We start from the raw sequence: 12,887 nt of genomic DNA, 5'->3' as shown, positions 1-12,887 counted from the left end.
GTCGGCCTCGCTCGACCACCACAACTGTGGTGCCACATCTGTGGTACCACGGATGTGGTTAAGCTGACAAGGTGAACCAGGATCGCAGGGACCGGCTGCGCGACGCGGCCATCGAGGTGCTCGCCGAGGCGGGCGGGCGGGGCCTGACCCACCGGGCCGTCGACGCGGCGGCGGACGTGCCGCTCGGCACCTCCAAGAACTACTTCCCGACCCGCGACGCCCTGCTGCGCGCGGTCGCCGAGCGCTGCCTGGAGCAGTACCGGGCACTCGCCGCCCGGCTCGCCGGGGCCGGCCCCGGGCCGGGCGACCGGGCCGGACTCGCCGCGCTGCTCGCCGGACTGCTCCGCGATACGGCCGGAACCGGTCGGCCGCGCGTCGTGGCGTACATGGAGCTCCAGGCGGAGGCGACCCGGCGACCGTGGCTGGCCGCGCTGCTGGACCCGATCGCGGCGGCCGACTTCGCGGCGTTCGGGCACCTGCTGGCGACCGCCGGACTGCCGGCCGGTCCGGAGCGGGCCCGCGCCCTCACCCTCGCGCTGCACGGGGCCGTCCTCCACCTCCTGACGGGCGCCCCGACCACCCTGGCCGCGGCCGGGCTGGACGACTTGGACGCCTTCGCCCGCGGCCTGCTGGACTCCGCATCCCCCGCACCGAAGGAGGAGGCCCCGTGACCGACGGGACCGACCGTGCCGAGCGGATCGAGCGGCTCGACCGTGCCGTCGGCGCCGTGCTCGGCTCGGCGGTCGGGGATGCGCTCGGTGCGCCCTACGAGTTCGGGCCCGCCGGGCAGTTGAGCGCCCGCGGCGAGGAGATGCGCGGGGGCGGCGGCTGGGATCCGGGCGAGGCCAGCGACGACACGCAGATGGCGGTGCTGGTCGGCGAGTCCCTGCTGGAGTGCGGCGGGCTGGAACTCCCCGACGTCTTCGACCGGTTCCGGCGCTGGGCGGCCGGGGACCCCAAGGACATCGGGCTGCAGACGGAGATCGTGCTGACCGGCGGCGACCCGTGGGACCTGGCCGCCGCGCTGCACTTCCAGCTCAACGCGCGGGCGGCGGGCAACGGTTCCCTGATGCGCGCCTCGACCTCGGCGGTGTACTTCGCCCCCTCCGGGCGGGACGCGACCATGGCCGCCGCCCGGCGGATCGCGGCGCTCACCCACGGGGACCGGGCCGCCTGGGAGGGGACGGCCGTCCTGCACGAGCTCGTACGCGTGGCCCTGGACGATGGCGACCCGCTCCGCGCGCTGCCCGCGACGCTGGAACAGGTGCACCCGGACCACCGCGAGCGGTACGCGCGGGTCCTGGCCCCCGACTGGCATCCGGACCTGGCCACCGAGTTCAACGGGGCGGTGTGGCCCTGCCTGGGCTCGGCGGTGTGGGCGCTGCGCACCACGACGGGCTTCGCGGAGGCCGTACGGGCCGCCGTGGACCTGGGCGGCGACACCGACACGGTGGCCGCGGTGACCGGCACCCTGGCCGGGGCGCGGTACGGCGCGGCGGCGGTCCCGGAGTCCTGGACGGCCCCGTTGCACGTACCCGTACCGGGCTACGGGGACCACGTACTGGACGCCGCCGGGCTACGGGAACTGGCCCGGCGCCTCGCGACGGCCGGGGCGGCCGCCGCCCGGGAGGCGTAGGCCCCGGACGGCGGTGCGGAACCGTCAGGCTCCCGTGGTGGAGCCCGGGCGGATGATCATCAGGACGGTCACGGTGGCCCACAGCAGGTTGAAGACCCCGGTGAGCATCGCGAGGCGAGCGGCGGACCGGGCAGCGGAACCGGGACCGGGACCGGGACCCTGCTCCGGCTCGTGCTCCTCCCCCTGCCCGTGCCCCTGCAGGGCACTGAGGGCGGCGTCCTGGCCCGGAAGGATCAGCAGGGCGAGGACCGCGGCCGCGGCGGTGGTCAGCACGATCGAGACGATCAGCCATCCGCTGCCGAGGACGCCGAGGCTGCTGGCGGTGGCGAACCCGAGGACGGGAACCGCGGTACCAACGGCCGCGTAGACCCGGCAGACGCGGTGCAGCAACCGCAGGTTCGCGAGGGCGTCGCGGTCACCCGGGGTGCCGTCGCCCGGGGCACCGTCGCCTGATGCGCCCGTGGCGCGGCGCAGCGCCGCGGGGAACATGCTCGCGGCGACGGTGACCGGCCCGATGGCCAGAACGGCGGCGAGGACGTGGAGGGAGAGGAAGAGCTTCGTCACGGGCGCGGCTCCGCGTCCGTCCGGAGGCCGGTGGCGCGGCGCCGGCCGGTGGGCGTGGAGACGGTCAGGTCCCGGGTTCCTTCAACGGACAGGGGCATGGACATGCTGTGGTTCTTTCCTCGAGGGTCGGGACGGGGCAGGGCGGGCACGGGCACCGGTACCGGGCGCGGGGGTGCGCCGGTCAGAAACCGGCGGGGACCGGGCCCCGCTCGCGCCAGACGGTGCCGCGGCGTTCATGGGCGAACAGTTCCTCCACGGCCTGCGCGATCCTCGGGCCCACCTCCCGCTCCAGCAGGTACAGCCCCAGGTCGAGCCCGGAGGTGACACCGGCGCCGGTGACGAGGTCCCCGTCGTCGACGAGGCGGGCGCGCACGGCGCGGGCGCCGGTGGCGTCGAGCGCGTCGAGGCCCAGATGGTGGGTGGTGGCGTGGCGGCCCTCCAGCAGGCCGGCCATGGCCAGGACGAGCGAGCCGCCGCACACCGCGGCGACCGTCATCCGCGGGTTGGCCATCGCCGCCGCGAGCAGGGCGGGCAGCTCGGTGGTCAGGGTGCGGCCGATCAGGACGGGGATGAACTCGTCCTGGCGCCACTGCCCCTCGCCCGCGTCGAGGTCCGGGACCTCGCCGGGTTCTCCGACACGGCCCGAGGCGCCGGGAACCAGGACCAGGCCCGCGCGGCCGGGGTCCAGGGCGCCCGTGGCGCGCAGCACGAGTCCCCCGGTGCCGCTGACCACTTCGCGCGGCCCTTCGGCGGAGACCAGTTCCACGCTCACCGCGCCGCCGGATGCGAAGCTCCCGGCGTGCAGCACCTCGTAGGGGGCGATGACGTCGAGTGGATCGAAGCCGTCGAACAGGACGATCTGGGCGTGCATGAAGGGTTCCTCCGCGTGCGGCGGCCCGGTCCGTGCCGGTCCGGGCTCACCCTTGACGCTATGGGTCCGGCGCCCGCTGCCCCAGTGGCATTAATGACACCTTCCAACGGGATAACGCCACAGCGCCCCTAGTCCTCCGCCCACCCCTCTGACCTGTACAGAGCTGCGGTCCGAGCATCACGTGGCCCCGTCAGCCAGCTCATCGACCGGGTATGTTCTGGCCATGCACACCGTCGCCGTCCTCGCCCTGGACCGGGTGATCCCCTTCGATCTGTCGACCCCGATCGAGGTCTTCACCCGTACCCGCCTGCCGGACGGCCGCCCGGGCTACCAGATCAGGGTGTGCGCGGAGCAGCCGGAGGTCGACGCGGGTTCGTTCAGCCTGCGCGCGCCGTGGGGGCTGGAGGGACTCCAGGGCGCGGACACGATCATCGTGCCCGGTACCGACGTCCCCACGGCTCCGCTCTCCCCCGCCGTCCGCGCCGCGCTGCTGGTGGCGGCCGGGCAGGGCACGCGCATCGCCTCCATCTGCTCGGGGACGTTCCCGCTGGCCGCCACCGGGCTCCTGAACGGCCTGCGGGCGACGACCCATTGGATGGCGGCCGATCTCCTCGCCGCCACCTACCCGGACATCGAGGTCGATCCGGACGTCCTGTACGTGGACAACGGCCGGATCCTCACCTCGGCCGGCGCTGCCGCGGGCCTGGACCTGTGCCTGCACATGATCCGCAAGGACTACGGCTCGGCGGTCGCCGCCGACGCGGCCCGGCTGTCCGTCATGCCCCTGGAGCGGGAGGGCGGGCAGGCGCAGTTCATCGTGCACGACCACGCGCCCACCCCGCGGGGTTCCGTGCTGGAACCCCTGCTGTCCTGGCTGCAGGAGAACCTGGCCTCCGACCTCACGCTCGCCGACATCGCCGCCCGCGCCGGAACCAGCACGCGGACCCTGATCCGGCACTTCCGCGAGCAGACCGGGACCACCCCGCTCCAGTGGCTCCACCGAGCCCGCGTCCGCCAGGCGCAGCACCTCCTGGAGACCACGCAGCACTCCGTCGAACGCATCGGCGCCCAGGTCGGCTTCGGTTCGCCCACCGCCTTCCGCGACCGCTTCAAGCGCACCACCGGGGTCAGCCCCCACGCCTACCGCCGCGCGTTCAGCTGACCGGCGCACCTCCCGGCCGACCCGCGTGCCGGGCCTCTTCGGCCGGGGCCGCGCCGCTGGTCGGGGCTCAGCCCGGGACGGGTCCTGCGACCGCTTCGCCCACGCCGGCGCTCCGCCCGGTCAGCAGACGGCCCTCGGCGTACCGGAGGGCTGCTTCGGGGAGCGTGCCGGGGCGGCCGCTGAGCAGGACGGTGAGGCTGCCGGTGTACGGCAGGCCGGGCTCCGGGCGGGCGCCGAGCCGGCGCAGGGCCTGGACGGCGACGGGCTCGGCGGAGCCGTGGAAGACGTACGCGCCGCCGCCGGTGCGCCGGTCGAGCGCGGCCCTGATGGGGGCCTCGACCAGCTCGTAGTGGGTGCAGCCGAGCACCACGTCGGTGACGTCGGCCGGGGTCAGCGCGGCGGCCGCGGCGACGGTCCGTACGACGGCGTCCTCGTCGCCCGCCTCGACGGCGTCGGCCAGCCCCGGGCAGGGCACCTCGGTGACGCGCGCGCCGGCTGCGAAGTCGCGGATCAGGCCACGCTGGTAGGGACTGCCGGTGGTGGCGGGGGTGGCCCAGATGGCCACGCGCCCTCCGGCGGCCGCGGCGGGCTTGATCGCCGGTACGGTCCCGATCACCGGGATCGACGGCTCCAGTTCGGCGCGCAGCGCGGGCAGGGCGTGTACGGAAGCGGTGTTGCAGGCGACGATCAGCGCGTCCGGCCGGTGCGCGGCGGCGGCCCGCGCGACGGCGAGGGCCCGCCCGGTGAGGTCCTGCGGAGTCCTCGGACCCCAGGGCATCCCGTCGGGGTCGCTGGACAGCACCAGCTCCGCGTCCGGCCGCAGCCGCCGCAGCGCGGCGGCCGCCGCGAGGAGGCCGATACCGGAGTCCATGAGGGCGATCTTCACTTGGTCACCTTAATCGATCCCCCCACCCCACCCGGGGCAACGGACCCGCCACTCCGTCGCCCACCGAGCACGAAGCGGCGGGCACGGGGCCGCCCGACCCCTCCCCCGGCGGCGCGACGCCCCGGACGGCCTCGCCCCACCCAGGCCGTCCCTTCCGGATCCCGCCCGGCCCACGCCGCCCGGCACCGCACCTCGCCGCACCGACCGGGGCACCCGATGACGTCCGGTCCGCGCAAGCCCCGGCAGCGCGCCGAGGTGCGGTGCCGGACGACGCGGACCTGACGGCACGATCCGAAAGAGACTGCCTGGGGCCCGTCGCCAGACTCCCGTCCGCCATACCGCTTCCGGCACTCGCTCTCACCACATGGCCGCTCCGCGGGCGGCGACGCGAGGGTGCCGTCGGACCCCGGCGCCCGACGGTGCGGCCGCGCCCACACCCGCCGCGAAAGCCGCTCGCGCGCCCGGCCTGTCACCGCCCCGGGACCGCGCTTGCGCCCCGCACCGCGCGCCCCGCCATGAAGCGGCCCGACGCCTGCCCGCCGACCCGCCTGCCCGCCCAGAAGCGGCAGCCGCCTAGGCCGTCTCTTTCGGATCTTGCCGGTCAGGCCCGCGTCGTCCGGTGCCGTGCCTCGGCGCGCTGCCGGGGCTCCCGCGTACTGGACGTACTCGGGTGCCTCGGCAGTGCGCCGAGGTGCGGTGCCGGGCGGCGCGGGCCAGGCAAGATCCGAAAGAGACGGCCTAGCACCCGGCGCCCGCTCCGGTCCTGCGCCCGGCGCCGCACGGGACCGCCTTCCCGGGTCGGGGCCGCGTAGGCGCCCCGACCCGGACCGCCGAACGCCGGTGTCCCGGCACCCTCCGCGGCGCCGGTCCCGGCAGACTGCCGGGATGGGTTACCTCCTCGTCGCCGCGTGCGTCTCGCTCGCCGTCTGGCTCTGGCTCACCCTCGGCCAGGGCATGTTCTGGCGGACCGATACGCGCCTGCCTCCCCGGCACGCCCCCGCCCGCTGGCCGTCCGTCGCGATCGTGGTCCCGGCCAGGGACGAGGCCGAGGTGCTGCCGCACAGCCTGCCCTCGCTCCTCGCGCAGGACTATCCCGGCGCGGCCGAGGTCATCCTGGTCGACGACGGCAGTACGGACGGCACGGCCGACCTCGCCCGGCGGCTCGCCGACGCGCACCCCGGCGGGCTGCCCCTGACGATCCTCTCCCCCGGCGAACCCGCCGCCGGCTGGACCGGCAAACTCTGGGCGTTGCGCCACGGCATCACCCACGCCTGCACCGGCTCCGTCCTGAGCTCCGCTCCGGACCCCGGCCTGAGCTCCGGCCCGGATTCCGGGCTGAGCTCCGGCCGGAGCTCCGGCCCGGATGCCAGGCTGAGCTCTGCCCTGAGCCCCGCTCCGGACCCCGGCCTGAGCTCCGGCCTGAGCTCCGCTCCGGATGCCGGGCCGGGCCCCGGCCCGGATGCCGACCCCGGTTCCGCCTCGGGGTCCAACCCCGCTTCCGGCCCGCACTCCGGCCCCGCCCGCGGCCCGCACCACCCCGGCTCCAGCCCCGGCCCCAGCACTGGTTCCAGCCCGGGTTCCAGCCCGGGCCCCGCCCCCGACTACCTCCTCCTCACCGACGCCGACATCGCCCACGAACCCGACAGCCTGCGCGAGCTGGTCTCCGCCGCGACGGCGGCCGACCTCGACCTGGTCTCCCAGATGGCCCGGCTGCGCGCCGTCAGCGTCTGGGAGCGGCTGATCGTTCCCGCCTTCGTGTACTTCTTCGCCCAGCTCTACCCCTTCCGCTGGATCAACCGCCCCGCGGCCCGCACCGCGGCCGCCGCCGGCGGGTGCGTCCTGCTGCGCACCGAGGCGGCCGTGCGGGCCGGGGTTCCGGAGTCGATCCGGCAGGCCGTCATCGACGACGTCTCGCTCGCCCGGGCGGTCCAGCGCACCGGCGGGCGGATCTGGCTCGGCCTCGCGGAGCGGGTCGACAGCGTGCGCCCGTACAGCTCCCTCGCGGACCTGTGGCGGATGGTTTCCCGCAGCGCCTACGCGCAACTGCGCCACCACCCCGCGCTGCTGGCCGGGACGGTGGCCGGGCTGGTCCTGGTCTACCTCGTGCCGCCGGCCGCGCTCCTCGCGGGCCTCGCCGCCGGCCGGCCCGCCGTCGCCTGGGCGGGCGGCCTGGCCTGGCTGCTGATGGCCGGCACGTACCTGCCGATGCTGCGCTACTACCGCCAGCCGGCGGCCCTCGCACCGTTGCTCCCGCTCACCGCGCTGCTCTACCTCCTGATGACCGTCGACTCGGCCGTGCAGCACTACCGCGGACGCGGAGCGGCATGGAAGGGCCGTACATATGCCCGCCCCGGCGACGCCTGAAACCGGACTCCGTCCTTCGACTTGACGTCGTCCGAGGTCACGGGGTTGTGACGCTTCGTCAGCACGAGGCCTGCGGCATATTCGTGCATCACCCAACCGGTGAGTACGAGTAGGAGCAAGACGGGGCGGAAGTGACCAAATCGTGCACGTGAACGCCAAGTGAAAGCTGTGGCCCTGACCTGCGAATATGCAGGTCAGGGCGGTGTTGGCGGCACCTCGCTATGGACCCGGTGAAGTCGTGGGCTTAACTTAGGTCCATGACCTCCCCCCGCTCCACTTATGGCGGCGGTTACTACTCCGCGCCCTCCTTCCCGGACACCCCTATCTACGACTCCCTCGTCGCCGAACGCGGCACTCCGCAGATCGCCCCGATCCGCGTCCCCGCCGCCTACGACTCGCCGAGCGCCGGCTACTCGAGCGGTGGGTACCTCCCGGCCCTCGCGTCCGCGCTCCCCGCACTGCCGGCAGCGCTGCCGCCCGCCCGGCCGCAACAACAGCAGCAGGCCCCGGCGTACGGGTACCCGTACCAGCAGCAGGCCGCGCCCCAGCAGATGCCGCACATGCAGCAGATGCAGCAGATGGCCCCGATGCCGCAGCCCATGTCGATGCCGATGCCGCTCCAGCAGGCGCCGGTGCCGTACGTCCCGCCGCAGCCGCAGCCGTTCGCGGCCCGCACGGGGTACATCCCGCAGTCCCAGCCGCAGCAGCCCCGCCCGGTCGCCACGGGCACCGGGTACGAGGCGATGCGACCGGCGGCGCCGCGTCCGATGCAGGCGCAGCCCGCGCCCGTCCCGGCCGCCTCGTTCGAGGACCCGTACGGGCGTCCGTACCAGCCGCAGGGACGCGGTTACTGACCGCCTCGGCCGGCCGGCCCTCTCCGACGAGGTCGCCGCGGAGTCCGTGAGGACGGCTGGCAGTATTTCCCCATGGTGAAACTGCATGTCCAGGCGCTCCACGTCCATCCCGTCAAATCGGTGGCGGGGACGGCACCCGACGAGGTGGCCGTGGAGCCCTGGGGTCTGTCCGGTGACCGCAGGTGGGCGGTGGTGGACGGGGAGGGCGCGGTCATCACCCAACGCCAGCAGCCCAGGCTGGCCTTGGCGCGGGCCCGTCCGCTGGGGGGCGGCGGGTTCGAGGTCTCGGCGCCGGGCATGGCGGATCTGACGGTGGAGGTCCCGGAGCGGGGTCCGCTGGAGCCGGTGATGCTCTTCGGCAAGAAGATCGAGACCGTGGCGGCGGCGCCGGCCGCCGCCGACTGGTTCACCGCGTACCTGGGCGTACCGGCGCACCTGGTGCACCTGGACGACCCCGCCGTACGCCGGCCGGTCGATCCCCAGTACGCGCTGCCCGGCGAGACCGTGAGCCTCGCCGACGGCTATCCGCTGCTGATCACCACCCTCGCCTCGCTGGACGCGCTCAACGCGCTGGTCGCCCGGGGAAGCCATCCGGACGAGGGCCCCCTCCCGATGAACCGGTTCCGCCCGAACGTGGTGGTGTCCGGGGCCGAGGCGTGGGCCGAGGACGGCTGGCAGCGCGTCGCGATCGGCGACGCCGTCTTCCGCGGTGCGCGCGAGTGCGGACGCTGCGTCGTGACGACCACCGACCAGACGACGGCGATCCGGGGCAAGGAGCCGCTCCAGACCCTGGCCAGGCACCGGCGGATCGGGAAGTCGCTGGCCTTCGGCCGACAGCTGGTGCCGGTCCAACTGGGGACGCTGCGGGTCGGCGACGAGGTCCGCGTCCTGGCCTGAGGGCCTGCTGAGGATCCCGCCGGGCCCTCCACAGGGCCGGAGAGACCACCCGGAATGACACCTTCGAGGGGCTCTCGCGTCACCCTGGAACCAACCGCCCCCGCCTGCCCGTTGGAACATTCGGGACGTGAGCACCGGATCGGGTGACACACGTCTCGCGCGTCCCGGAATGCGGGTGGCCGGGGCATGCGGGAGGCTGGGACGGCAGGCAGGGCGCAGACTGGCACAAGTAGGGGGAGCCGGACCGTGCGGACAGCAATGGGAGTGTGGCGCTGGCGGCGCAATCCGCTGCGCCGCCAGACGGATCTTTTCGAGGCCTGGGTGGCCTTCGCGGCGCTGCTGTGCGTCCTGTTGGTGGCTCCGGCCATCGGCTGGGCCGCCGGCCTGCGGGTGGACGGCACGCTGCAGCGGGCCGCGCGCGAACAGCGGGAGGAGCGCCATCTCGTACCGGCGGTGGTGGTCCGGCCGACCCCGGATCCGCTCCTCGGTGCGGCCACCGAACCGGCGGCGCAGCGCCAGACCCCGCAGCGTACCCAGATCGTCGCCTCGTGGACGGCGCCCGACGGCAGCAACCACCAGGGCACGGTGCCGGCCGCGGAGGAACCGCCGCATCCCGGCGACCGGTTCCGGATATGGACCGATACCCACGGCCGGCTCGTCGGACAGCCCCTCGACCCCTCCTCCGCCAGTTTCCACGCGGGCATGGCGGGTCTCGCGGCGGCCCTGGTCATCGCCGCGCTCGTGGAGACGCTTCGCCGTCTGGTCGTACGTAGGCTCATGCATCGGCGGTACATCCGGCTGGACCGCGCGTGGGCCGCGGCGGGGCCGGACTGGGGCCGGGCGGATGCGGGCAGCTGACCTGGCAACTCACCGGCCCCGCGCGCGCTACGGTGGAGCGCCGGAGCCGCAGCTCCGGCCGGCAGGCGGACTTACGGAACACGAGGGTGGGGGCACGACAGCACCATGGCTCAGGGCACGGTCCAGGTGACGCACGGCGGTTCCTCGCGGTGGCGTCGCCGCTCCGGTGATTATCCGACGCTGACCGCCGCGCTGGCCGTGGCGGGCGACGGCGACGTCCTGTCCATCGCGCCGGGCACCTACCGGGAGAATCTGGTGCTGCACCACGCCGTGACCCTGCGCGGCCCGGAGGGCTCGCTGGGTTCGGTGCGGATCGCGCCGCTCGACGGGGTGGCGCTGACCGTCCGCGCCTCGGCCGTCATCCAGGACATCCATCTGGAGGGTCAGGACCCGACGGCGCCCGCGCTCCTCGTCGAGGACGGCTCCCCCGAGCTCACCGACGTGCGGGTGAGCACCCGGTCGGCGGCCGGCATCGAGGTCCGCGGAAGCGGTGCGCGGCCGCTGGTCCGGCGCTGCACGGTGGAGAACCCGGCCGGGATCGGGATCGCCGTACTGGACGGCGGCGGCGGGGTGTTCGCCGACTGCGAGGTGGTGGCCGCCGGCCAGACCGGGGTCTCCGTGCGCGGCGGTGGCCGCCCCCGGCTGGAGCGCTGCCGGATCCACCACGCCACCGGCGCCGGCATCGCGGTGACCGGCGACGGCTCGGGCCTGGAGGCGCTGGGCTGCGAGGTCTACGAGATCAAGGGCGCCGGCGTGCAGATCGCCGCCCGGGCCACGGCCGTGCTCACCGACTGCGCGGTCCACCGCACCTCGGCCGACGGGGTCACCCTCGACACGGACGCCGTGCTCACGCTCGCCGGCTGCGACATCCACGACATCCCGGAGAACGCGGTCGACCTGCGCTCCCGTTCGGTGCTCACGCTCAGCCGCACCAGCGTCCGCCGCTTCGGCCGCAACGGCCTGTCGGTGTGGGATCCGGGCACTCGCGTCGTCGCCGATTCCTGCGAGATCCACGACAGCACCGGCGACTATCCCGCCGTCTGGATCAGCGACGGAGCCGGGGTGTCGCTGGACTCCTGCCGGGTGCACGACGTACCGGACGCGCTGTTCGTCCTGGACCGGGGTTCGCGCGTGGACGTCGTGGACAGCGACATCTCCCAAGTGCGCAACACCGCCGTCTCGGTGAGCGACGGGGCGACGGCCCAGCTGGACGACTGCCGGATCCGCGAGGCGGCGACGGGAGCCTGGTTCCGCGACCACGGCAGCGGCGGCACCCTCGCCAACTGCTCCATCGACTCCGTCCAGACCGGTGTGATCGTCACCAAGGGCGCGGATCCCACGCTGGAGCGGTGCACGGTCACCTCCCCCGCCGAAGCCGGCTTCTACGTGTCCGCCGGCGGGCGCGGCACCTTCACCGCGTGCCGGGTCACGGGCAGCGCGGGCTTCGGTTTCCACGTCATCGACGGCTGCCGCACCTCCCTGCACCGCTGCCACACCGAGCGCTGTGCGCGCGGGGGCTACGAGTTCGCGGAGGACGGCCCGGTCGCCGAGGACTGCACGAGCGACGAGTCCGGGCCGCGTCTCGCCGCCCGGTCCGCCTCCGGCACGGGCCCCGGCACGGGCGCGGGTGCGGGCGCGGGTGCGGGCGTGGCGGCGGCCGGGGAGCGTACGGGGATCCGTACGGTGTCGGCCGCGCCGGGCCCCGTCGCGGTGGGCACGGCCGAGCGGGTGCCGGCCCAGCGGCCGGCCGACGAAACGGATGCCGCCGCCGCGACCGGGCAGCCCGCGGCCCGTGGTTCGGTCGAGGTGCTGGGGCACCTCGACGCGCTCGTGGGACTGGACAGCGTCAAGCGCGAGGTCCGTGCGCTCACCGACATGATCGAGGTGGGCCGGCGCCGCCAGCAGGCGGGGCTCAAGGCCGCCTCGGTCCGCCGCCACCTGGTCTTCACCGGCTCCCCCGGTACCGGCAAGACCACCGTGGCCCGGTTGTACGGGGAGATCCTGGCCTCCCTCGGGGTGCTGGAGCGCGGCCACCTCGTGGAGGTGTCCCGGGTCGACCTGGTCGGCGAGCACATCGGGTCCACGGCGATCCGCACGCAGGAGGCCTTCGACCGGGCGCGCGGCGGGGTGCTGTTCATCGACGAGGCGTACGCGCTGGCGCCCGAGGACTCGGGCCGCGACTTCGGGCGCGAGGCGATCGACACGCTGGTGAAGCTGATGGAGGACCACCGGGACGCGGTGGTGGTGATCGTCGCCGGGTACACGGCGGAGATGGACCGCTTCCTCACCGTGAACCCGGGGGTGGCCTCCCGCTTCTCCCGGACCATCACCTTCGGGGACTACGGCCCCGGGGAGCTGCTGCGGATCGTGGAGCAGCAGGCCGAGGAGCACGAGTACCTGCTCGGCGAGAAGACCTCCGAAGCCCTTCTGACGTACTTCACCGACCTGCCCAAGGGCCCCGCCTTCGGCAACGGCCGCACCGCCCGTCAGACCTTCGAGTCGATGGTCGAGCGGCACGCGGGCCGGGTCGCCCAACTACCGGAACCAAGCAAGGACGACCTCACCCTCCTCTACCCAACGGATCTCCCGGACCTCTGACCGGACGCCGCCCCGCGGCAGGGGCGCCGCCGGCGGCCGTCCGCCCGATCGATGTCGACCGGCCTGCTCCAGCCCCGCAGCCTCCCCAGCAGACGGAGTTGGTCGAGTGGCTTGATCGCAAGGTGCTGCGCCGACACCTGAGGCAAGATCACGTGAGCGTTCTGTTGGCTGAGCGGGGGGCAACTGGTGAGGCGTCT

At 74.6% G+C, this 12,887-nt stretch carries 11 protein-coding genes; 8 read left to right on the top strand and 3 right to left on the bottom strand.

Going from position 1 to position 12,887, the window contains the following annotated elements:
- The first annotated feature begins 71 nt into the window (after window positions 1-71).
- Window positions 72-671: a TetR/AcrR family transcriptional regulator gene (locus AC3IX6_RS34935; protein ID WP_489367278.1), complete on the top strand. Its 600-nt coding sequence runs from the start codon at window positions 72-74 to the stop codon at window positions 669-671.
- Window positions 672-697: 26 nt separating this feature from the next.
- Window positions 698-1,636, top strand: a complete 939-nt coding sequence (locus tag AC3IX6_RS34930) for an ADP-ribosylglycohydrolase family protein (protein ID WP_489371654.1) — start codon at window positions 698-700, stop codon at window positions 1,634-1,636.
- 24 nt (window positions 1,637-1,660) lie between these two features.
- Here AC3IX6_RS34930 and AC3IX6_RS34925 read toward each other — a convergent pair whose 3' ends face one another.
- Window positions 1,661-2,200, bottom strand: coding sequence for a hypothetical protein (locus AC3IX6_RS34925; protein WP_489367277.1), 540 nt, complete (start codon window positions 2,198-2,200; stop codon window positions 1,661-1,663).
- A 181-nt stretch (window positions 2,201-2,381) separates the two neighbouring features.
- On the bottom strand, window positions 2,382-3,071 hold the full coding sequence (locus AC3IX6_RS34920) for a DJ-1/PfpI family protein (RefSeq protein WP_489367276.1): 690 nt from the start codon (window positions 3,069-3,071) through the stop codon (window positions 2,382-2,384).
- A gap of 223 nt (window positions 3,072-3,294) precedes the next feature.
- On the opposite strand from AC3IX6_RS34920, the gene AC3IX6_RS34915 reads away from it, so the two are divergent.
- Window positions 3,295-4,233 (top strand): GlxA family transcriptional regulator, encoded by a 939-nt coding sequence (locus AC3IX6_RS34915; RefSeq protein ID WP_489367275.1) that lies wholly within the window; start codon window positions 3,295-3,297, stop codon window positions 4,231-4,233.
- A gap of 67 nt (window positions 4,234-4,300) precedes the next feature.
- Here the strand turns inward: AC3IX6_RS34915 and AC3IX6_RS34910 are convergent, their stop codons facing one another.
- A complete protein-coding gene (locus AC3IX6_RS34910) occupies window positions 4,301-5,119 on the bottom strand; it encodes a glutamate racemase (protein WP_489367274.1) in 819 nt (272 codons plus the stop codon).
- Window positions 5,120-6,004: 885 nt separating this feature from the next.
- On the opposite strand from AC3IX6_RS34910, the gene AC3IX6_RS34905 reads away from it, so the two are divergent.
- From AC3IX6_RS34905 to AC3IX6_RS34885, 5 genes are all read left to right on the top strand, one after another.
- Window positions 6,005-7,483: a glycosyltransferase gene (locus tag AC3IX6_RS34905; RefSeq protein WP_489367273.1), complete on the top strand. Its 1,479-nt coding sequence runs from the start codon at window positions 6,005-6,007 to the stop codon at window positions 7,481-7,483.
- A 257-nt stretch (window positions 7,484-7,740) separates the two neighbouring features.
- Complete coding sequence (locus tag AC3IX6_RS34900) at window positions 7,741-8,337, top strand: DUF6643 family protein (RefSeq protein WP_489367272.1); 597 nt, start codon at window positions 7,741-7,743, stop codon at window positions 8,335-8,337.
- Between the two features lie 72 nt (window positions 8,338-8,409).
- Complete coding sequence (locus AC3IX6_RS34895; RefSeq protein ID WP_489367271.1) at window positions 8,410-9,234, top strand: MOSC domain-containing protein; 825 nt, start codon at window positions 8,410-8,412, stop codon at window positions 9,232-9,234.
- Between the two features lie 246 nt (window positions 9,235-9,480).
- Window positions 9,481-10,092, top strand: coding sequence for an Rv1733c family protein (locus AC3IX6_RS34890; RefSeq protein ID WP_489367270.1), 612 nt, complete (start codon window positions 9,481-9,483; stop codon window positions 10,090-10,092).
- Window positions 10,093-10,197: 105 nt separating this feature from the next.
- Entirely contained in the window at window positions 10,198-12,690 is a 2,493-nt protein-coding gene (locus AC3IX6_RS34885; RefSeq protein ID WP_489367269.1) for a right-handed parallel beta-helix repeat-containing protein, read from the top strand.
- Window positions 12,691-12,887: the final 197 nt, after the last annotated feature.

Source organism: Streptomyces sp. GL_141 (genome assembly GCF_057834385.1).
This window is presented reverse-complemented; position numbering and strand designations above follow the sequence as displayed.